This is a genomic window from Bhargavaea cecembensis DSE10 (assembly GCF_000348905.1).
Classification (GTDB): Bacteria; Bacillota; Bacilli; order Bacillales_A; family Planococcaceae; genus Bhargavaea; species Bhargavaea cecembensis.
Window position 1 is genome coordinate 102594 of sequence record NZ_AOFT01000003.1, and the last position, 18191, is coordinate 120784.

Genomic DNA, 18191 nt, shown 5'->3' on the forward strand with positions numbered 1-18191 from the left:
ATGCTTTTTTGTTCAGTTATACGCGCGTTGCCTGTTCCCGGCCGACTTTCCGGATAAAGTAGTCCAGCTGTTTTTCCGTGCGCAAAAAGGCGTCTTCATCGACGATCGGCTGATCTGCCGACTTGTCGAGCTGGCTGTCCATATAGTACAGCCCCTTCAGGTTGACACCCTTCAGCGTGGCCAGCAGCGGTTTAAGCGCAGATTCAAGCGCGAGAAGGTGGGACATGCTGCCGCCCGTCATGACCGGGAGCACGGGCGTGTCTTCCAGGATGTCCTGCGGCATGATATCGATGAGCGCCTTCAGCACACCCGAATAGGCCGCCTTGTACACCGGCGTGCCGACGATGACGCCCTTCGCCTGTCCGACCTGTTCGGCAATGCGGATTACGTCCGGGCTCTTGAAGTTGCCGAACATCAGGTCTTCAGCCGGCACATCCTTGACTGAAATATGTGTGACGGAGAACTGTTGCTGTTCCAGCCGCTCTCCAAGATAACGGAGAATTTTCTCCGAACGGGAATTCTCTGAAGGGCTACCCGACAAGATGACGATATGGCTCATTCCGTCCCCTTCCTCCTTCACAGCCTGCCGAGCGCGCTTTCCAGGTGCTCGACGCCGACTTCAGTGACCGCTTCATACCGGTTGCCGCGGCCGATCTCGATGACCGGCACATGGCGGACGCCGTATTTGGTTTCAAGGATATCCCGTCGGTCGTCGTGCTCTGTGACGTCGACTGTGCGGTATTCATAACCGTTTTTCTCGAGGTAATCCTTTACATCGCCGCAGTAGCTGCAGCCTTGCTTGGACCAGACGACAATGGACAGATCTTTGGACATGTTGCATCTTCCTTTCTTATTTGGAGGGACGGATGCCCTTTTCAGTGAACCTCGGACGGCTCATCCTGATACCGGTTTTCCTTGAACGGCAGGCCGAGCGTTTCACGGAGGGTACCGCCGCTTGCCGCGCGGTTGTAGTATCCCTTCTCTTCGAGGATCGGGAGGACATGATTAATGAATTCGTCGTACTGGCCGCCCAGCACCTGGAGATTCAGCATGAAGCCGTCCGCCGCTTCCTCATCGATCCACTGGATCATGCGGTCGGCCACCTGTTCGTACGAGCCGAAAAACGGATCTTTCGGAGTCGCGACGCGCAGCGCCACTTCGCGGAGCGTCAGGTTTTCTTCCTTCGCCGTCCGCTTGATCTCATCGGTCGTGGACCGGAAGGCATTTTTGCCTACGTCACCGATATCCGGGAATGGCTCGTCCAGCGGGAATCCGCTGAAGTCAAAGTGGTCAAAGTACCGGCTGAGGAACGTCAGGGCTTCCTCGACTGACAGCAGGTTCTTGATTTCTTCGTACTTCCGCTCCGCCGCTTCTTCGGTCGGGCCGATGATCGGGGACAGTGACGGGAAGATCAGGAGGTCTTCCGCCCGGCGTCCTTTATCCACGGCCGCCTGCTTGAGTTCACGGTATTGCGCCTTCGCCTTTTCGATCGGTCCGCTGACCGTGAAGATCGCTTCCCCATATTTGGCGGCGAAGTTTTTGCCCGTCTTCGAGGCGCCTGCCTGGAAGATAACCGGCTGGCCCTGTTCGGAGCGCTCGATGTTGAGCGGGCCCTGCGCCTTGAAGAACTTGCCTTTATGATTGAGCCTGTGCATCTTGGAGAAGTCGGAGAACTTGCCGGTTTCACGGTCCCGGACAAAGGCATCGTCTTCCCACGAGTCCCACAGTCCCTGGACGACATCGACATACTCTGCAGCCATCTCATAGCGGAGGGCATGTTCCGGGTGATTTCCCCGGTTGAAGTTTTCCGCACTGCCCTCGAGCGGTGACGTCACGACGTTCCAGCCGGCGCGTCCGCCGCTGAGCTTGTCGAGAGACGCGAACTGTCGGGCGATGTTGAACGGCTCGCTGTACGTCGTCGAGACCGTGCCGACCAGCCCGATTTTCGAGGTAACCATCGCCAGTGCAGACAAAAGCGTCAGCGGCTCGAATCGGTTCTGGAAATGCGGGATCGACTTCTCGTCGATATAGAGCCCGTCCGCGATAAACGCGAACGCAAAGCCGGCATTCTCCGCTTTCTTGGTGATGTTCACGTAATGTTCGAGGTTGATGCTGCCGTCAGCCGGGACGTCCGGCGCTTTCCAGGAATTCATATGGGCACCCGGGCCATAAAGCAGAACCCCGAGATTGATCTGTTTGTTCGTCATGTCCGATTCCCTTCTTCCTTAGTTCTTGCTGTCTTCAAGCAGGTCCATGCCGTACCATTTTTCCGACAGCTCGGAGATCGTTCCGTCCGCGCGGAGTGTTTCAAGCGCCCCATTGACCTCTTCGATCATCTTGTCGCCTTCTTCATTCTTTTTGAACGGCAGTGCCACCGGCTGGTCGCCAAACGGTTCGCCAACCACACGGAGCGGCAGGCCTTTTTCATTGATCTGCGCCATGAGGATCTCCCTGCCATGCACGAAAGCATCCAGTTTCCCGCTGCCGACATCGCTATAGATGACATCAGCTGATTCGTACGTAACAAAATTAAACTCTTCGTCCGGATAAGCTGTTGTCAGGACGTTCGGATAGTTGGTTCCCATAGCTACGGCAATCTTCCCTTTTTTCAGCTCATCGAACGAGATTTCTTCCCGGTCTTTGCCGGTTGCCAGCACAGCCTTTGAATTGTAGTACGGATCGGAGAAGTTGTACTTCTCGCCCCGCTCAGGTGTAGCCGCGAAGTTCGCGACCGTGTCGATTTTGCCGGTTTCCATGCTCGCTAGCACGCCGGTCCAATCCGTTACTTCCCACTGGACTTCGTAACCCAGTTCATCATAGATGGCTTCGATGACGTCAACGCTGAAGCCCTTCAGCTCGCCGTCTTCCTTGAAGTACTGCGGATAACCGTCAGGTGTGGCGCCGACTTTGACGACTTTCTTATCGGAGCCGCCGTCAGCGCTATCGCCAGCCTCGCCGCCGCATGCTGCCAGAAGAGCAGCGATCGCCAGCAGGACCAGTGTGAATTTAAGTGTTCTCATTGGATGTTATCCCCCTTAGTTCAGACCCGGTACGGCTTGCCGATCCGGTGTTCATACCATTGCTGTAGCCAGTTGTACAGAATCGTCAGTGCCCAGTAGATAAGGCCGACGGCGAGGTACGCCTCGAAGAATCTCAGATTGGCTGTTGCCAGCAGTTTCCCCTGCGACAGCAGTTCCGTGACGCCGATCGTAAACGCGAGCGACGAGTTCTTGATCAGCCCGATGAAGATGTTTCCTGTTGCCGGAATCGCGTTTCGCACTGCTTGTGGAATCACAATCCCTCTCATGGCCTGTGCATAAGTCATGCCGACTGATACCGCGGCTTCCGCCTGCCCCTTATCGACCGATTGGAGTCCCGCGCGGAAGATTTCGGCGAGGTAGGCAGAGGTGTTCAGGCTGAACGCGATGATTGCGGCAGTTGCAGCAGACATCGCATTCAGTCCCGGGAACAGCTGCGGCAGCCCGAAGTAGATCAGGAGCAGCTGGACAAGCGCCGGCGTTCCGCGGAAGAAGGAAATATACACTTTGGCAATCTGCAGAAGTACAGGCGTTTTATTCACAAGGATCAATGCAAGAATCACACCGATGATCACCGCGATGATCATGGATACGATCGCCAGGTAAAGTGTCATCGGCAAATACTTGAGGAGTTCCGGAATGATTTCAATCATATAACCGAGGTCGAAATTCATTTACATACACCGCCAACAATTAAATTAAAGTGTTGAGCCATCAGTGCGCCTCCGGGGTGATGGTTTCGTCGGTCGCCTGCATGGCGGTTTTCTGACGGGCAGACGCATTTCTGTAGCTTTGCAGGAATTTCTTCGTCCGTTCGTTTTTCGGATGATCAAAAATGTCTTCGGGCGAGCCTTCCTCGACCACGAATCCATCCGCCATGAACACGACGCGGTCCGCGATTTCACGGGCAAACTCCATTTCGTGGGTGACGATCACCATCGTTTTCTGTTCTTCTGCAATGCGGGCAATGACCCTGAGCACTTCCCCTACCCATTCGGGGTCGAGCGAAGAGGTCGGCTCATCGAACAGGATGGCATACGGGTTCACTGCAAGCGCACGGGCAATCCCGACCCGCTGCTGCTGGCCGCCGGACAGGGCGACCGGGTAGTTGGCCTCTTTATCCGACAGCCCGACTTCCTTCAGCAAAGCACGGCTCTTTTCGTAGGCTTCGCTCTTTTTCATTTTCTTGGCGACGATCAGGGCATGCGCCACATTTTCAAGAGCGGACTTGTTCTTGAACAGGTTATAGTGCTGGAACACCATGGACGTCTGCATGCGCAGTCGGTTGATGTCCGCACGCTTGGCGGATTGGGCATCAACCATCTGGTCGCCGATCTGGATCACACCGGAATCCGGGCGCTCGAGAAAGTTCAGGCAGCGGAGCAAAGTGGACTTTCCCGATCCCGAAGGCCCGATAATGACCACCACTTCCCCGTCATTGACCTCGAAATTTATTCCTTTCAGCACTTCTGTGCGGTTAAAGCTTTTTTTCAGATCTGTGACCTTGATCATATGGTACCTCCCTACTACGATTAACCCTATTAGGTTAGTAGGTTTAACTGGAGTTAGTATAGTGTGATATTTCTTCATCGTCAATAAGATTGTTTTACTCCATAAATGTAAGCGCTCTACTTTAACTGCAAAGTAAAACCCCAGTTGCAGTTTCCATTCTGCAACAGGGGTCGGATTCATCTCTATTAAATTCTTCTTCCCTTTGGATGATTCAAACTCGTATACCGCCACCGTTCCCGACACTTCATGGGTCGCTGCGAGCAGCGGCTTGCCGATCGGGCTGTCATCGGCCGGGATAAATTGCAGGCCTTCCGGAGAGACGTCCCCCTTCACGTCTTCGCTAAAGTCACGGCTCGTGATGAACGTGGTGAACTTCGGTTTTTCCGGACGGCTCAGGTCATAGACCATGATCCCGCTCGTACGCTCCAGGGCGATGAAAGCATATGTCGTTCCGTTGATGACACCCGTCACGATGGTTTCCGGTTCCGGCCCTTTGGAAGAGCTGCGGTCATCATAGGCAATTTCATCGTTTGTCGTATTGAAGAATTTCGGAAGTGCCTTGGCAGTGACTTTCTCGAATTCGTTGCCGCTGTCATAGACAAGATCCATCGTTTCGGCGTCGAAGATGGAGAAGCTGCGTGCGCCGTATGTATAGAGCGCCTCATAATCGCCGTTTTCATTTTTTCCGTTCTCCAGGGTGATCTTCGTATCGGCCAGTTCATCCAGCAGCCCCTTGTCCAACAGGCGGTCCAGCTGTTTCTGGTTATACCCTTCGTAGTGCTCGGCGTTGAGTTTGATTTGGCCTGAAATATCGCCGATTTCGGCTTCCTCGGAATATGCGTCATAGTCCCTCGCATCGCCTTCGTTCGGCGTCACGATGTAGGTCTTCTCGCCGCCAGTGAATGTATCGATGGCATCCGGCATATAGAGGCCGAGGAGCGGCAATTGCTCCAGCTTCGTCTCGCCATTTTCTTTTCCGTCGAGCTCGTTGCCAGGGAGCGAGTGGTCTTTCACGCCGAGCCCTTTGACATCGATGATCCGATCGGCCTCCAGGTCGACTGTTGCGATGGCGTTGTTTTCCTGGAGTGTCACGAACGCCTTTTTGCTGTCGTCGGACACCGTGATGAACTCCGGCTCCAGCTGCTGCAGGACGCTGCCTTCCGAAGAGACGCGGACCTGGTTATCCAGCGGCACGCCTTCGAACGTCAGCGTCTTTGCGGTAAGCGTGTCCAGGTCGATGACGGAGATGCTGCCTTCCGGATCGACCGAATAATCATCTGCCGGCTCTCCTTCGTTGGCGGCCAGCAGTTTCTTGCCGTCCGGTGTGAACGTCACCATGTCCGGCAGTGCGCCGACCTGAATTTGATCGACGAATTTTCCTCCCTTCGTCAGCAGGACGACGTATCCCGGGTCCATCTTCGGGTCACTGACAACGGACAGCGCGACCAGGTCACGCTCAGGGTGGACTGCCACACTCGTGATGTCGTCCACATCACGGATATCAAACTCAGCAAGATGGATGCGGTCCAGCCGCTTCATGTTCTTGAATACACCAGTGTCCAGCCGCTCGAATGACACCACATCGATTGCCGACTCCGCTCCGTTCGTCACAAATGCCCTCTTCAGCTTCTCGTCGTAGGCAAGGATCTCCGTCCCGCCTTCACCCGAACCGCTGTCATACATACCGACCTGAGTAGCAGTCAGATGACCGCCCTGATACTGGAAAAATGACGGCTCCTCCCCAAGCACCTTATAGCTTTGTCCTCCCGCAATCAGCAGCCCGGCGGCGGCCACACCCGTCCACACGATATTCCTGAACTTCACTCCGGTTCCCTCCACTCAAATGCATTCAAAGGAGAGCGTAACAATCGAATGTTGAGAGGTTGTTGAGGACATGTTTAAGATCCGTCCAATAAAAAACCCTTCTGCGGCAACGACCCGCAGAAGGATGGATTCAATCTTATAGGAGAATGTCGCTTTCCTTGAGGCCCTCCCCCTCAATTACGAGGGCGGTCATCCCCTTTTCCGAGCGGGTCTCGTGCCACTCGCCCCTGTCCCAAAAGACGGCCGATCCTTCCCGGACTGGGTGATACCGCTTTTCTTCATTGCAGACGGTCCCGCTGCCGCTGAGCACGATCATCACCTGCGGCACCGAGGCCTCGTGGTACGCGATGACCCCGTTTTCCCCGAGCGTCATCAGTGCGGTCTGAAAGCGGCCTCCGGAGCGGACAAACGGCTGGACGGTAAAGTCGGATCCGCCGTGGGTGACTGGCTTCGCTGTGCCCGCATCAAACCGAAAGAACTTCATTCCTCTTCTCCGATCAGCCTTCTGACGATCTCGGAAACCTTGCCGCGCCTGGCTTTCCATCCGCTCTCACCCGACCAGAGCGACAGCAGGCCCGCCTTGCCCTGTTTGCCGGCCGCCGAGCGGATCTGCTTGGTCAGGTCGTTCTGGATCGGGTACGGGGCAATCGCTGCTTCTGCCATTTCCTCGATAAAGCGGTTGTTGAGCCCGCGCGCGTTTTTGCCGCTGAATGCCTTGGTGATCACCGTCTCGCCTTCATCGGAGTTCAGGATCGCTTCCTTATGCAAGTCATTCGCGCCGCTTTCCTCCGTGACGAGGAGCGCGGTTCCGACCTGGACCGCGGAAGCTCCGGCGTCCAGCGCCGCGCGGACCGTTTCCGCGTCGTGGATGCCGCCGGCAGCGATGACCGGCACCGTCAGCCTGGCCTCGGCGAGCAGCTCATGGAGCGTCAGGAAGCGGTCATCTCCGATGAATGCACCGCGGTGCCCCCCCGCTTCCTTGCCCTGCAGCACGACCGCATCCATCCCGCTCCGCTCCGCTTCCAAGGCTTCTTCCGGCGTTGTCGCCGTGCCGATCAGCAAAGCGCCCGCATCCTTCAGCTTGCGGACCGTCTCCTCATCGGGCAGCCCGAACGTGAACGACACCACCTCCACACCTTCATCGATCAAGACGTCCACTTGGCGCGCAAACTCGCTCTCGCTCAGCGCCGGCGTTTCCCCGGGCAGCCCAAGCTCCTCACGAAAAGGTGCCAGCGCCCGGTGCGCCTCCCCGATCACCGCCTCGTCACGCTCCGGCCGCTCCGGCACGAACAGGTTGACGCTGAACGGCTTATCGGAGAGGTTCCGGATTTTCCGGATGGCCGCCCGCGTCTCCTCGGCCGTCATATACCCCGCCCCGAGCGAACCGAGAATACCCGCCTCCAGGCACGCCGCGACAAACCCGGGCGTGGTCGAGCCGGCCATTGGCGCCTGGATGATCGGGTACTCCATCTCGAGTGCTTTCCACCAGTTTGTGTTCATTTGATCGTCTCCTTTGGTTGCCATTTCCGCCGTCCAATCTCCACCCATTCCCTTTCTCGTTCTGCCCTTCGATTTCCTTCCTGCATGCCCCGCCCCCGTCCCGGGTAGACAGACAGTATTCGGGACCGGAGGTGCCGCCATGGAACAGCTCTGGAGAGCATTTGACGGGGTGATCCCGCTGTTTGTATTCACAGCCGCCGTTACAGGTGTGATTTTTGCCGTTATTCATTTGCGGAATCCCGGCCTGAGCCGAAAGAGAATCTTCGTCAACGTCCTGTTCGCACTGAGCGTCATGGCGATCCTGTTCATCACGCTGTACCCGAAGGATCCCGGTCCCACAGGCGAACAGAACATCAATCTCATTCCATTCAAAAGCATGACGGAGATGATTGCCAATGCCGTCAGTCCGGGCGTCCCGCTCCGCAATATCGTGCTGAACATCCTGCTGTTCGTGCCGTTCGGATTCCTGTTCGGGGCGAGAGGGACTGTCCGCCGTCACCTGGTTTTAAAAGGGACGCTGGCCGGCCTGCTGCTGTCGGGTGGTGTGGAAACAGTCCAGTACTTCCTCGGGCGAACGACGGATGTGGATGATGTCATCCTGAATACGTTCGGGGCACTGGTCGGGTGTGGGGCGTGGAAGATGGTTGATATGAAAAAAGCTCCCTAGATAGGGGCCATTGAAAAAGTCCAATGTAAAAGCCACACTCAAATTTTTGAGTGCCGGCTCTTAACTAGCACCAGACGGTTTCAGGTGAAATCCGGCAGCAACAAATGATTGCATCTTCCGTCGATTTCGTCATTCGGGGACTTAATTTCGGCATTCAACGCCCCGATTTCGTCATTCGTCCGCTTTCAGAACGCGAATGGCGAAATTACCCGGTCGAATGACGAGATTGGATGAATGAATGACGAGATCAAACGGATGAATGATGAAATCACCACCTGCGGCTGGATTACGATCACCACCGCCTCCGGTCATCATTCGTCCACACTGGATTGATTTTTCCGTGGCCGCCCCTAAAAGGCGGCTTTTATATTGATTTACTCACCGATCCCCACATACCCGGTCTTCTCCACGATCTCCTGCCCTTCCTCCGATAGGATCCAGTCGATGAACGGCGCGACGTTCGGGTTGTCGGTGCCGGCGGTGATGGCGTACAGTTCGCTGACGATCGGGTAGTCGCCGGAGCGGATGTTGTCCGCGGTCGGCTCCACACCGTCGACCGCGAGCAGCCGGACGTCATGGTTGCCGATCATCGACTGGGAATAAAACCGGAACGTGTAGCCGATCGCGCCGCCGTAGTTCCGGTAGTCGGCGACATCTTCAATGATGCCGCTCATGAGGTCTGCAGTCTGTTCGGTCGGCGCCTCCATGATCGGCGTGTCTCCCATGAACGCTTCGAGCGCCGTCTGGCTGCCGCTGTCCGGCGGCCGCTGGTAGGCGCGAATCTCCGTGCTAGGACCTCCGACTTCCTTCCAGTTGGTGATTTCACCGGCGTAGATACCGCGTATTTCTTTCTGGCTGAGGCCATCGACCGGATTTTTCCGGTTGACGAAGAAGACGAACGCTTCCTTGCCGATCGGCGTGAGGTCCAGTTCTTTTCCGGCCTGTCTTGCCCGTTCTTTTTGGGCCTCCGATGGGCCTGCCGCAAAAATCAGATCCACTTCACCGTTTATGAGGCTCTCGTACGCCTGTCCGGTGCGGTTCGACATCACTTCGCTCATGTACGGGTCATAATCCTTCTCCGGATACACCGCCTGCGCGAACGCGGCGTAGAGCGGATAAAGCGCCGTCGCTCCGTCAATTACGGGCAGGTCGCCTTCCATCCTGAAGGTTCCCGGTCCATCCAGTGAAACCGCTTTTGTTCCCTCCGCGAATGGTGAATACTCGTACAGCGCGACGCCGTCCGCATGCACGACCGGCTTCGTCAGCTTATACAGCGAAGGCGAGGCGATGAGAAACCCGATGGCGAGAAGCCCAAGCGGAATGCCGAACACAATCTTTTTCCGTCGGACTCCAAATATGGCGAAGCCGAACCATAAGATCACCGCAAGCACACCCGCCACCGTCACCGGCAGCCACGCCTGCCCGCCGGCAAACAGCACCATGAACAGCAAAGGCGCAGACAGGAACATTACAAAGACCACAATCCCGACAAACCCCAACACCTGCCCGGCCCGCTTCATGTCAGGCACCCCCATTGTCTCTTGTTATTTCCAACTATTGCATAAACCCCGGTGACCCGCAATCCTTATTTCGTGTAGAATAAAGTCATGATGAAGGGGTCGGTCGGGTATGATTAGCACGCACAGAATACTATGTGCGCACCCGGTCCCCCATCCTGAAAGCAGGTGAAGTCATGAAGAAACTGAGCAATTTCTTTTTTGCGCTCATGATCCTCGGTGTGATTCCGGTGGCTCTGGCGTTTTTCGATATCGGACGGAGCTTTTACAATGACTATCGCTGGTGGTTCACAGGCATTCTCTGGACCGGAATCATCGGCAACTGGATCACCGAACGGAAAATCCGGAAGCAGCAGACGGCCTGAACACGCGTGCTTTGAGCAGGCGTGTTTTTTTGTGTCTTCGTTTTGGTGTCGGCAACCCGCAAGTTCGTGACCGCAATGACCGAGTTCGCGGCCGCAACCCGCGAGTTCGCGACCGCAACTCGCGATTTCGCGGCGGCAGCATGCTATTTCGCGGCCGCACCCCATGCTTTCGCGTCCCCGCGCATCGCGCATACCCACGGCAGCCCAATGACAACAAAAAACGCATGCCGCGTGCATGCGTCCGCCTCCGTCATCCTCTGCGCCTGATCGGGACGCCCACTTTCTTTTTCCGAAAGCGGGCAGGTTCCCATGTTTCCGGTGCCATCCTGCGGAACAGGAATCGCCGTAAGAAGCTCACTGGCTGCGCCTCCTCCATTCAATTTTTGCAGCGCTTCTCCAGCCGGCCCATCCGAACCCGGGCCGGCTCCGTCCGTCTTCCCCTAGAACCGGATTTCGAATTCACTATCGCCGGTGCGAAGGGTCAGCACGTCCGCGTCAGTCTCTTGCAAAATAAACCCAATGTTCCCGGCCTTCACTTCGCCCGGGGCAATCATGCCGCCGAGCTCTTCCCGATAAATATCGTCTTCCCAATGGAGCGTCTCCCCCGTGTCGGTGCCGATTGCCGAGACCGGATCAAACTGAATGGGCTCTTCGCCGGTGTTCCGGACTTCGACGAACAGCTTGATGAACTTAAATGCCTCCCCGCCGGTGAATCGACCGGACGCCGGCTCGTAGCGAAGCATTTTCGTTTCCCTGATTGTCAGTTCACCCTGGCCCGCGACCACCCGCTTCTGCTCGCCGGACGCCTTCAGAACTTCCATCTCGCCCCGGCTGTCATGCATCCTCTCGCCGGGCCTCGTGAGCCTCCGGTCATCCGTCACGTTCGGATTCGGCTTGTAGCCCCCGTAATAGGCCGGCACCTCCGACAGCCTGTCCGCCTGCAGGGCAGCGGCCTCCACCTGTCGCTCCGGCGGTGCCTGTTCCACCGGTGCGGTCACATCCATCATGCATCCCGAAAAGAACAACGTTGCAAGCCCGATCACCAACAGCCGTCTCATCGCGCAGCCTCCCTGTGTCCGCTCTTCCTTCCGCCCCGTTTGCCCCCACCATACCCCGCCCGTATGAAGGCCATATGAAGCGCATTTAAGGAGTTTGTTAAGGATCAAAAAAGCGCATGCGGCTGTCCGCATGCGCCCATTCCTTTATTCGCTGATTTCCTTGACCCGGCCGACCTGCCCGTCCTCCAGGCGCACCTTGATGCCATGGGGATGGGTCGGTGAATTCGTGAGGAGGTCCTTTACGACCCCTTCGGTCAGCGCGCCCGTGCGCTGGTCTTTTTTGAGTACGATCTTCACGCGCTGGCCGGGCTTCACGTCCGCGCGGGTTTTGCCGTCTTTCATCCAAATCCGCTCCTTCCTTACTACGTTGTACCACGTTTAACCGGTTCTGTAACGGGAGAACCTATGGATTCGAAGGGAGTGTTTGGGATGAAGAAAGGTAACCGGGAGCCGCATGAGCGTATGGCCGAGACGAACAACGGCCTCCGCGACACGCAGGAAGTGCTTTACCAGGACGAATTCAAGCGTGCGGACGCCGCTGGCAAAAAGAACAGCCAGCCGGGCAGCCGCCATCAGGAAAAATGAAAACAGCCGCCATCCGTGCAGGATGGCGGCTGTTTCGCGGCACAGCAAAGCCGCCCCGCACCAGCGGAACGACTTATCGTGAAGCATTCCCTAATCACCGGAGAAATAACCAAAATAAACAGAATATTTTACCGTTTGCTGTATTTCTCCCTGCTTTGGGCGAGCGCCTGAATTCCCGCAATTAGGGCCACGACCCCGAGCCCCGCTGCAAGCAGGATGGAACCGATCTTGAGGGTCATGGATTCAGCGCCCGCCCCCGTCACGGCAATGATGGCGCCGGGGACGATAAACAGGAGAAGGATCCCGATATCCTTCATTGCCTCACTCCTTGTCTGTCAGGGTTTTCACGAACCGTTCAAGGCGGCGCATCACTTCATCCTCCGAAAGGGTCGTGATGCCGAACCGTCTCCAGTGGGAGGCGATGCTCCCCGGATCCTGTTCCAGCCAGCCGTACACCGCCAGAAGGTCCCAATACCTGCTGTATCTGAAGCTTCGGTCTTTCGACAAATTTTTATACTTGGCAAGGAAGCGGTCCGCCACGTTTCCGCCGTGGATCAGCTCGAGCGCGACCCGCATCCGGCCGACATCCAGCTGGGCCGGGCCGCTTCCGGCATGGTCCCAGCCGGTAAGACCGGTCGCCCGGCCGCCGCTGAACAGCACATTGGCCGGCTCAAAGTCCCCATGGACAAAGACCGGAACGGCATCCGCAGTTTCCTCCCGGAAGATCCGGGCGGCCCGCTCCCAGTTGGCGCGGTCGAATGCCCGGTCTGGAATGACCGGTTCCGCCGGCCGCCGGCGCGCTTTCATGTCCGGCTTTGGGGCCGAGTGGGTGGTGGTTAATATACCCGCAATTTCATCGGTCCAAGCCTCAAAATCGAGCGGCTGCAAAAATGGGAACCCGTCCAGCTGCGGCATCAGGAGGAACCGGCCGTCGGTGGCTTTTGCCTCCGGCGCTGGCAGGCCATTTTCGGCGGCAGCGTTCAGAACACGTGTTTCCCGTTCTGCCGATTCGGCAGAGGACGTCTCCTTCACGACGAAGCGTCCGCCGCCTTCATTGTGGAACGAGTACGCGAGCCGTTCCGACGGCAGGCGCCTGAACGATTTCAGGACGGACAGCCCCGCCTCGGCATCCACCCATTCCATCGTCTCATCGGGAAGATCGATGGTCGGCAAAAGGGTTTTCCGCCAGAACAGCAGGCCGAGCAGGGCACCGCCGGCAATCATGATGAAAGCCGGCCAGTTGATGACCGTCGCACTCAACACAAGCGCCACGACCGCTGCCCCGAACTTCTTTTTCCAGACAAGCATGACCCCGAGCAGCGCCAGGATCACCCCGAACACCGTCGGGAACAGGATCGCGTCCAGCCGGATCCAGATTCCCTGCGTCACTTCCACCTTCACCGGGTCGCCGTACCCCGGAAGGCAGAGTGCTCCGTACACGCGGATCCAGTACATATAGTAGTAATACACCGTATACAGCCCGCCCGCCAAGACGAGGAGCCCCGGCAGATAATCGCGGATCGGCCGTGCCGCTGAGGCCATGGCCATCCCTCCTATGGATGTGCGGCCGGAAAGGGTGAGCTGTGGTTGAATGCCGTTCCTCTAAGTTGGGGGAACGGAACCGGCAATACGTGAATATTAAACAACGCTCAGCCGCTTACTCCGCACCTACTCACTTCCTGAACTGCACGTCACCGTCAACCACGGTCATGACGACATTCGCCTTCACGATATCGTCTTCCGATACACGCTCCAGGTCGGCGTCGACAACGGTGAAGTCGGCGAAGTGGCCCGGGGCGATCTTGCCGCGGATGTCTTCCTGTCCGAGCACTTTTGCCGCTTCCGTCGTATAAAGGCGGAGCGCCTCATAGCGGGAAAGCTTTTCTTCGGGCAGGTAACCGCCTTCTTTCGGGTCGTCCGGAAGCTTCCGGGCAACAGCCGTGTAGATCCCGAGGAGCGGGTCCGGGGAGTCGACCGGCGTGTCGGAGCCCCCTCCGCAGATGAATCCGCGGTCCATGAGTTTTTTCCAGGCGTAAGCCCACTCAAGCCGCTCAAGCCCGAGGCGGTCTTCCGCCCATGGGAAGTCCGAGCCGACGAAGATCGGCTGGATGTCGAGGATGATCGGGAGCTTCTCCATGCGGTCGACGAGATCCTCGCGCAGCACGCACACATGGATCAGGCGGTCGCGCTTGCCTTTCGGGCACGGATACTTCTCGATCGCTTCGATCGCCATCTCTGCTGCGGCGTCGCCGATCACGTGTACCGCGATGGCCTCGCCGTGGCTGCGCGCAAGGCGCACCAGCTCTTCCGTCTCTTCCTGGGTCACGACGAACGTGCCGCGGTTGCCCGGGTCGTCCGAGTAGTCCTCCGACAGCGCCGCGGTCTTGCCGCCAAGTGCCCCGTCGATAAAGAACTTCATCGCGCCGGGCTCCGCCCACGGCTCGTTGTACTCCACGTTTGCCTTCATCATCTGGTCGAATACCGTGGAGCGGCGGAGCAGATGGGCGCGGAACTTCCGCTTGCCCTCGCCAAGCACCTCATGGAATGCCTTCATCGGGTTCTCATAGCCGCCAAAGTAGCCGAGGTCATCGGTATGGCCGCCCGTCAGTCCCATCGATACGAGATCGTCGACTGCCGCTTCCAGGGAAAGGCGGAGTGCTTCCTCTGACGGATGCGGGATGATTGCTTCGACCAGATCCTGCGCATCTTCCTTCAGAAAACCGGTCGGGTGCCCGTCCGCGTCACGGACAATGACGCCGCCCTCCGGGTCGGGTGTCTCTTTCGTGATCCCCGCAAGCTGCAGCGCAGCCGAGTTCGCGAGGAGCATGTGCCGGCACGTCCGCTTCAGCATCATCGGCTTGTCCGTCACGGCATCCAGTTCCGCAAGCGTCGGCACATGGCGATCCGGGAACAGGTTTTCATCCCAGCCTTCTCCAAGCACCCACTCGCCTTCCGGCACCGACTCTGCCGCTTTCCGCATGATTGCAAGCAATTCTTCCGACGACGTCACCGCGGACAAATTGTTGCTGAGCAGCTGCCGGCCGTGTCCGATCAGGTGCATATGCGTATCGACAAATCCCGGATACACAACCGCCCCGCCGACATTCTCCTCCCGGTCTGCCCGGTCCTTCAGTTCTTCATATGTACCGGTCGCAGCAATCCGGCCGTCCTCCACGAGCACCGCCTCGACCGAGTGCCCTTCCTGTTCCATTGTCACAAACGTTCCCCCGTGCCAGAGCGTCTTCATTCCCATTCCTCCAATGAACCGAATTTTCTTTTAGTGTAGCACTTTTCAGTCAGGTAAAGTGTGAAGGGATTAAGGCGAATTCAACTCGCAACTGGCCCTTTCACTTCTTTGAGAACTGACCCTTTCATATTTCAAATAAAGCATATAAGTTTACTTGAGTTTAAATTGAAAGGAAGACGGTCCATGGAAGACCCAAGACCCCTGGCCAGGGTGACAGACACCGTGCTGGCGGATTGGATGGATGAGCAGGAAGCAAGCGCCGGCTACGTTCCCATACACATTTATGAAGAATCGAACCGCGTGACCATCCATGCCTTCAGCCAGAACAAGGCATGCCTCATGAAAGTCGTCTACCACCGCCCAACCGGGGAGCGGACCGTCGAACGGTTCGATGTGCAGTCCGGTGAAATGATGAACCGCCGGACGAACAGGGAAATGAAATAAATCGCGTGTTCAAAGGTTCCAATTGGGTTCACGCATGAATCCGGGTGGTTTGTACGTGAAATGTGCCTGAAGTGGAGAGTCTCCGAGTCCGTTCAAGAAGGATTTCGGAGGCTCTTTTTTGTCCCCATGCTCAAAAGCGATCTAGCGATCTTATGATACAGTTGAAGTAGACCATCACCACTGGGGGATCATCACGAATGCTGAACAGAGAAAAATTAGAAAATCACCAGGTGCTGCTCTACGTCGTTGTCCTGGCGGCGGCGTTCGGTTTCGGGCTCATGGCACCGGGCCCTGCCGAAATGATCGGCGGCTCGATCCCCATCATCATCGCGATTCTCATGTACAGCATGTTTTCGCAGATCCCATTTGTGTCGCTGAGAGATGCGTTCGGGAACCGGCGTTATCTTCAGGCGGTATTGCTCACGAATTATATTGCCGTCCCGTCCGTGGTGTGGATTCTTTCGGGATTCCTGCCGGACAACACGCCGCTTCTGCTCGGGTTCTTCCTCGTTTTGCTGACGCCCTGCATTGATTACGTCATTGTGTTCACGGCACTCGGCAGGGGAAACGAAAAGCTGGTCCTGATGTCGACACCGATCCTCTTCATCACACAACTGCTTTTGTTGCCGGTCTACCTCTGGCTGTTCATGGGCGAGGCCCCAACTGGCATCGTCCGATCCGGTCCGTTTCTGGAGGCGTTTGTCGGCCTGATTGCGATCCCGCTCGGCATCGCCATTGCCGTCCAGCTGTTGGCGCGCAGATCATCAGCTGGTGAACGTCTGATCGACCTCTCGGCATGGCTTCCCGTCCCGTTCATGGCGCTGACTCTATTCGTCGTCGTCGCGTCCCAGATCAGCAAGGTCCCGGCCTTTATGGACCAGATCATCAGAGTCATTCCGCTCTATATCGCCTTCATGGCCGTCATGCCCGTGATTTCCCGATGGGTCGCCAGGCGGCTGGGCCTCGACACCGGGGCCGGCCGGGCGCTGGTCTTTAGCGGGTCCACACGGAACTCCCTCGTCGTCCTTCCGCTCGCCCTGGCACTTCCCGGTGAGTCGAGCACATTGGTTGCGGCGGTCATCGTGACGCAGACCATTGTGGAGCTTGCCGGTGAACTCGTCTATATCCGGTGGGTGCCCAGGCTGGTGAAATGAGACAAGCCCCCAAACCAAATCGGTTCGGGGGCTTGTTTCCATTCTATTACTGTGCTGTGTATCCGCCGTCGACGATCAGGCTGGAACCGGTCATGAAGCTGGAGTCGTCGGATGCGAGGAACAGGACCGCTTTCGCGATTTCGTCCGCCTGGCCAAGACGTCCGACCGGTGTTGCCGCCTTCAGGCCATCTTTCATTTCTTCCGGGATGATCGGTGTGTCGATGAAGCCCGGGCAGATGGCGTTGATGCGGATGTTGCGGTCCGCGTATTCGACCGCCAGGCCGCGGGTCAGGTTGACAACGCCGCCCTTCGATGCGGCATACGGCGCATTTTGCGCGACACCGACATGTCCGTACATCGATGCCGTGTTGACCATAACGCCGCCGCCTGTTTTCAGGAAGCCGCGGAGCGCTTCGCGAGCCACAAGGAAGACTCCGTCGAGGTCGACGCTCACTGTCCGGCGCCACTCTTCGAAAGTCAGCTCATCGGACGGCTTGTTGACGCCGATGCCCGCGTTGTTGAAGACGACATCGACCTGGCCGAACTGGCCTGCCGCTTCCTTGAACAGGTTCTGGACGTCGTCTTCGCTTGTGACGTTCGTCTTCACGAACAGTGCTTCCGTGCCGGAATTGTTGAGTTCTTCCATGACCTCCTGTCCTTTTTCTTCGTTCAGGTCGGCGATGACGATCTTCGCGCCTTCCTGTGCAAACAAAAGGGCAGAGGCCTTCCCGATACCGGAAGCGCCACCTGTTACAACGGCCACTTTGCCTTCAAGTTTACCCATCACACAACACTCCTTTGTATATCTCTCGAATTCAAGATAACTCATTTTCACCAAATCGTCAAAAACTCTGCTCAACACGGAGCATCCCGAATAGGACACCCTTCTGAGTTTCCCCTATACTGAAAGAAATGAAACGAAAGGAGGAGTATCCATTGTCCATTACTGCACTGAAATTTGTGCGGGCCGTGGGGATTGCGGACGGCGTGTCCCTGATCGTCCTGCTGTTTATCGCGATGCCGATGAAATATATGGCCGGCATGCCGCTGGCCGTCTCGATCGTCGGTGCGATCCACGGCGGCATCTTTGTCACGTACGTCCTTGCCCTCCTCCTGGCGCAGATTGTAGTCCGCTGGAACATCATCTGGTCGGTGCTCGGCGTCGCGGCCGCCTTCGTGCCGTTCGCGAACTTCTTCCTCGACCGGAAGTTCAAGAAGATGCAGAAGGAACGCGAAGAAGAGGCCGGTATTCAGGCAATCTCGTGATCCATATACAAAAA

21 protein-coding genes and 1 pseudogene are annotated in these 18191 nt (G+C 57.2%); 6 read left to right on the plus strand and 16 right to left on the minus strand.

The window, feature by feature from the left end:
* Positions 1–16 precede the first annotated feature (16 nt).
* The 9 genes and pseudogenes from ssuE to C772_RS04005 all read right to left on the minus strand — a co-directional run bounded on the left by ssuE (position 17) and on the right by C772_RS04005 (position 7874).
* A complete protein-coding gene (gene ssuE, locus C772_RS03970; RefSeq protein WP_008297612.1) occupies positions 17–559 on the minus strand; it encodes an NADPH-dependent FMN reductase in 543 nt (180 codons plus the stop codon).
* A gap of 17 nt (positions 560–576) precedes the next feature.
* The gene (locus C772_RS03975; protein ID WP_008297614.1) at positions 577–834 is read right to left on the minus strand and encodes a glutaredoxin family protein; all 258 of its coding nucleotides are present in this window, start codon (positions 832–834) and stop codon (positions 577–579) included.
* A 41-nt stretch (positions 835–875) separates the two neighbouring features.
* Positions 876–2207 carry an LLM class flavin-dependent oxidoreductase gene (locus tag C772_RS03980; protein WP_008297615.1) on the minus strand — a complete coding sequence of 444 codons (1332 nt, stop codon included), beginning with the start codon at positions 2205–2207 and terminating at the stop codon, positions 876–878.
* Positions 2208–2225: 18 nt separating this feature from the next.
* Positions 2226–3020, minus strand: a complete 795-nt coding sequence (locus C772_RS03985; RefSeq protein WP_008297616.1) for a transporter substrate-binding domain-containing protein — start codon at positions 3018–3020, stop codon at positions 2226–2228.
* Positions 3021–3040: 20 nt separating this feature from the next.
* The gene (locus C772_RS03990; RefSeq protein WP_008297617.1) at positions 3041–3712 is read right to left on the minus strand and encodes an amino acid ABC transporter permease; all 672 of its coding nucleotides are present in this window, start codon (positions 3710–3712) and stop codon (positions 3041–3043) included.
* A 40-nt stretch (positions 3713–3752) separates the two neighbouring features.
* Complete coding sequence (locus C772_RS16805) at positions 3753–4550, minus strand: amino acid ABC transporter ATP-binding protein (RefSeq protein WP_081607117.1); 798 nt, start codon at positions 4548–4550, stop codon at positions 3753–3755.
* Between the two features lie 228 nt (positions 4551–4778).
* Positions 4779–6233: pseudogene (locus C772_RS16810) on the minus strand (choice-of-anchor I family protein); the annotation flags it as partial.
* A 277-nt stretch (positions 6234–6510) separates the two neighbouring features.
* Positions 6511–6858, minus strand: a complete 348-nt coding sequence (locus C772_RS04000; protein ID WP_008297619.1) for a cupin domain-containing protein — start codon at positions 6856–6858, stop codon at positions 6511–6513.
* Positions 6855–7874, minus strand: coding sequence for an NAD(P)H-dependent flavin oxidoreductase (locus C772_RS04005; RefSeq protein ID WP_008297620.1), 1020 nt, complete (start codon positions 7872–7874; stop codon positions 6855–6857). The genes C772_RS04000 and C772_RS04005 overlap by 4 nt, the downstream gene beginning before the upstream one ends.
* 139 nt (positions 7875–8013) lie before the next feature.
* Here C772_RS04005 and C772_RS04010 point away from each other — a divergent pair, with 139 nt between their 5' ends.
* Complete coding sequence (locus C772_RS04010) at positions 8014–8541, plus strand: VanZ family protein (RefSeq protein WP_008297621.1); 528 nt, start codon at positions 8014–8016, stop codon at positions 8539–8541.
* A 374-nt stretch (positions 8542–8915) separates the two neighbouring features.
* On the opposite strand, the gene C772_RS04015 is transcribed toward C772_RS04010, so the two are convergent.
* The gene (locus tag C772_RS04015; protein ID WP_008297622.1) at positions 8916–10061 is read right to left on the minus strand and encodes a substrate-binding domain-containing protein; all 1146 of its coding nucleotides are present in this window, start codon (positions 10059–10061) and stop codon (positions 8916–8918) included.
* Positions 10062–10234: 173 nt separating this feature from the next.
* Here C772_RS04015 and C772_RS04020 point away from each other — a divergent pair, with 173 nt between their 5' ends.
* Positions 10235–10423: a hypothetical protein gene (locus C772_RS04020; RefSeq protein ID WP_008297624.1), complete on the plus strand. Its 189-nt coding sequence runs from the start codon at positions 10235–10237 to the stop codon at positions 10421–10423.
* A 440-nt stretch (positions 10424–10863) separates the two neighbouring features.
* Here C772_RS04020 and C772_RS04025 read toward each other — a convergent pair whose 3' ends face one another.
* Both C772_RS04025 and C772_RS04030 read right to left on the minus strand, forming a co-directional pair.
* Positions 10864–11481 (minus strand): hypothetical protein, encoded by a 618-nt coding sequence (locus tag C772_RS04025; RefSeq protein ID WP_008297626.1) that lies wholly within the window; start codon positions 11479–11481, stop codon positions 10864–10866.
* A gap of 144 nt (positions 11482–11625) precedes the next feature.
* The gene (locus C772_RS04030) at positions 11626–11823 is read right to left on the minus strand and encodes a YwbE family protein (RefSeq protein WP_008297628.1); all 198 of its coding nucleotides are present in this window, start codon (positions 11821–11823) and stop codon (positions 11626–11628) included.
* Positions 11824–11910: 87 nt separating this feature from the next.
* On the opposite strand from C772_RS04030, the gene C772_RS16300 reads away from it, so the two are divergent.
* Positions 11911–12066 (plus strand): YfhE family protein, encoded by a 156-nt coding sequence (locus C772_RS16300; protein WP_152419688.1) that lies wholly within the window; start codon positions 11911–11913, stop codon positions 12064–12066.
* Between the two features lie 128 nt (positions 12067–12194).
* Here the strand turns inward: C772_RS16300 and C772_RS04035 are convergent, their stop codons facing one another.
* The 3 genes from C772_RS04035 to C772_RS04045 all read right to left on the minus strand — a co-directional run bounded on the left by C772_RS04035 (position 12195) and on the right by C772_RS04045 (position 15313).
* A complete protein-coding gene (locus tag C772_RS04035) occupies positions 12195–12383 on the minus strand; it encodes a hypothetical protein (protein WP_008297630.1) in 189 nt (62 codons plus the stop codon).
* Positions 12384–12387: 4 nt separating this feature from the next.
* Positions 12388–13608, minus strand: a complete 1221-nt coding sequence (locus C772_RS16035) for a phosphotransferase enzyme family protein (RefSeq protein WP_008297631.1) — start codon at positions 13606–13608, stop codon at positions 12388–12390.
* 130 nt (positions 13609–13738) lie between these two features.
* A complete protein-coding gene (locus tag C772_RS04045) occupies positions 13739–15313 on the minus strand; it encodes an amidohydrolase (RefSeq protein WP_008297632.1) in 1575 nt (524 codons plus the stop codon).
* A 183-nt stretch (positions 15314–15496) separates the two neighbouring features.
* Between C772_RS04045 and C772_RS04050 the strand changes: the two genes are divergently transcribed.
* Together C772_RS04050 and C772_RS04055 are read left to right on the plus strand one after the other, a co-directional pair.
* Positions 15497–15757: a hypothetical protein gene (locus C772_RS04050; RefSeq protein ID WP_008297633.1), complete on the plus strand. Its 261-nt coding sequence runs from the start codon at positions 15497–15499 to the stop codon at positions 15755–15757.
* A gap of 197 nt (positions 15758–15954) precedes the next feature.
* The gene (locus tag C772_RS04055) at positions 15955–16911 is read left to right on the plus strand and encodes an arsenic resistance protein (protein ID WP_008297634.1); all 957 of its coding nucleotides are present in this window, start codon (positions 15955–15957) and stop codon (positions 16909–16911) included.
* A gap of 46 nt (positions 16912–16957) precedes the next feature.
* On the opposite strand, the gene C772_RS04060 is transcribed toward C772_RS04055, so the two are convergent.
* Positions 16958–17695, minus strand: a complete 738-nt coding sequence (locus C772_RS04060) for an SDR family NAD(P)-dependent oxidoreductase (RefSeq protein WP_008297635.1) — start codon at positions 17693–17695, stop codon at positions 16958–16960.
* Between the two features lie 128 nt (positions 17696–17823).
* On the opposite strand from C772_RS04060, the gene C772_RS04065 reads away from it, so the two are divergent.
* The gene (locus C772_RS04065; RefSeq protein WP_051059396.1) at positions 17824–18177 is read left to right on the plus strand and encodes a DUF3817 domain-containing protein; all 354 of its coding nucleotides are present in this window, start codon (positions 17824–17826) and stop codon (positions 18175–18177) included.
* The last annotated feature ends 14 nt before the right edge of the window (positions 18178–18191 follow it).

Excerpts from the sequence above, each read along its gene's own strand:
- C772_RS04000 (WP_008297619.1), bottom strand. The coding sequence starts at position 6,858 with ATGAAGTTCTTTCGGTTTGATGCGGGCACAGCGAAGCCAGTCACCCAC.
- C772_RS04035 (WP_008297630.1), bottom strand. The coding sequence starts at position 12,383 with ATGAAGGATATCGGGATCCTTCTCCTGTTTATCGTCCCCGGCGCCATC.
- C772_RS04065 (WP_051059396.1), top strand. The coding sequence starts at position 17,824 with ATGAAACGAAAGGAGGAGTATCCATTGTCCATTACTGCACTGAAATTT.
- C772_RS04025 (WP_008297626.1), bottom strand. The coding sequence starts at position 11,481 with ATGAGACGGCTGTTGGTGATCGGGCTTGCAACGTTGTTCTTTTCGGGA.
- C772_RS04055 (WP_008297634.1), top strand. The coding sequence starts at position 15,955 with ATGCTGAACAGAGAAAAATTAGAAAATCACCAGGTGCTGCTCTACGTC.
- C772_RS16805 (WP_081607117.1), bottom strand. The coding sequence starts at position 4,550 with ATGATCAAGGTCACAGATCTGAAAAAAAGCTTTAACCGCACAGAAGTG.
- C772_RS04015 (WP_008297622.1), bottom strand. The coding sequence starts at position 10,061 with ATGAAGCGGGCCGGGCAGGTGTTGGGGTTTGTCGGGATTGTGGTCTTT.
- C772_RS03980 (WP_008297615.1), bottom strand. The coding sequence starts at position 2,207 with ATGACGAACAAACAGATCAATCTCGGGGTTCTGCTTTATGGCCCGGGT.
- C772_RS04010 (WP_008297621.1), top strand. The coding sequence starts at position 8,014 with ATGGAACAGCTCTGGAGAGCATTTGACGGGGTGATCCCGCTGTTTGTA.
- C772_RS03975 (WP_008297614.1), bottom strand. The coding sequence starts at position 834 with ATGTCCAAAGATCTGTCCATTGTCGTCTGGTCCAAGCAAGGCTGCAGC.
- C772_RS03985 (WP_008297616.1), bottom strand. The coding sequence starts at position 3,020 with ATGAGAACACTTAAATTCACACTGGTCCTGCTGGCGATCGCTGCTCTT.
- C772_RS16035 (WP_008297631.1), bottom strand. The coding sequence starts at position 13,608 with ATGGCCTCAGCGGCACGGCCGATCCGCGATTATCTGCCGGGGCTCCTC.
- C772_RS04060 (WP_008297635.1), bottom strand. The coding sequence starts at position 17,695 with ATGGGTAAACTTGAAGGCAAAGTGGCCGTTGTAACAGGTGGCGCTTCC.
- C772_RS04020 (WP_008297624.1), top strand. The coding sequence starts at position 10,235 with ATGAAGAAACTGAGCAATTTCTTTTTTGCGCTCATGATCCTCGGTGTG.
- C772_RS04045 (WP_008297632.1), bottom strand. The coding sequence starts at position 15,313 with ATGAAGACGCTCTGGCACGGGGGAACGTTTGTGACAATGGAACAGGAA.
- C772_RS04050 (WP_008297633.1), top strand. The coding sequence starts at position 15,497 with ATGGAAGACCCAAGACCCCTGGCCAGGGTGACAGACACCGTGCTGGCG.
- C772_RS04030 (WP_008297628.1), bottom strand. The coding sequence starts at position 11,823 with ATGAAAGACGGCAAAACCCGCGCGGACGTGAAGCCCGGCCAGCGCGTG.
- C772_RS04005 (WP_008297620.1), bottom strand. The coding sequence starts at position 7,874 with ATGAACACAAACTGGTGGAAAGCACTCGAGATGGAGTACCCGATCATC.
- C772_RS16300 (WP_152419688.1), top strand. The coding sequence starts at position 11,911 with ATGAAGAAAGGTAACCGGGAGCCGCATGAGCGTATGGCCGAGACGAAC.
- ssuE (WP_008297612.1), bottom strand. The coding sequence starts at position 559 with ATGAGCCATATCGTCATCTTGTCGGGTAGCCCTTCAGAGAATTCCCGT.
- C772_RS03990 (WP_008297617.1), bottom strand. The coding sequence starts at position 3,712 with ATGAATTTCGACCTCGGTTATATGATTGAAATCATTCCGGAACTCCTC.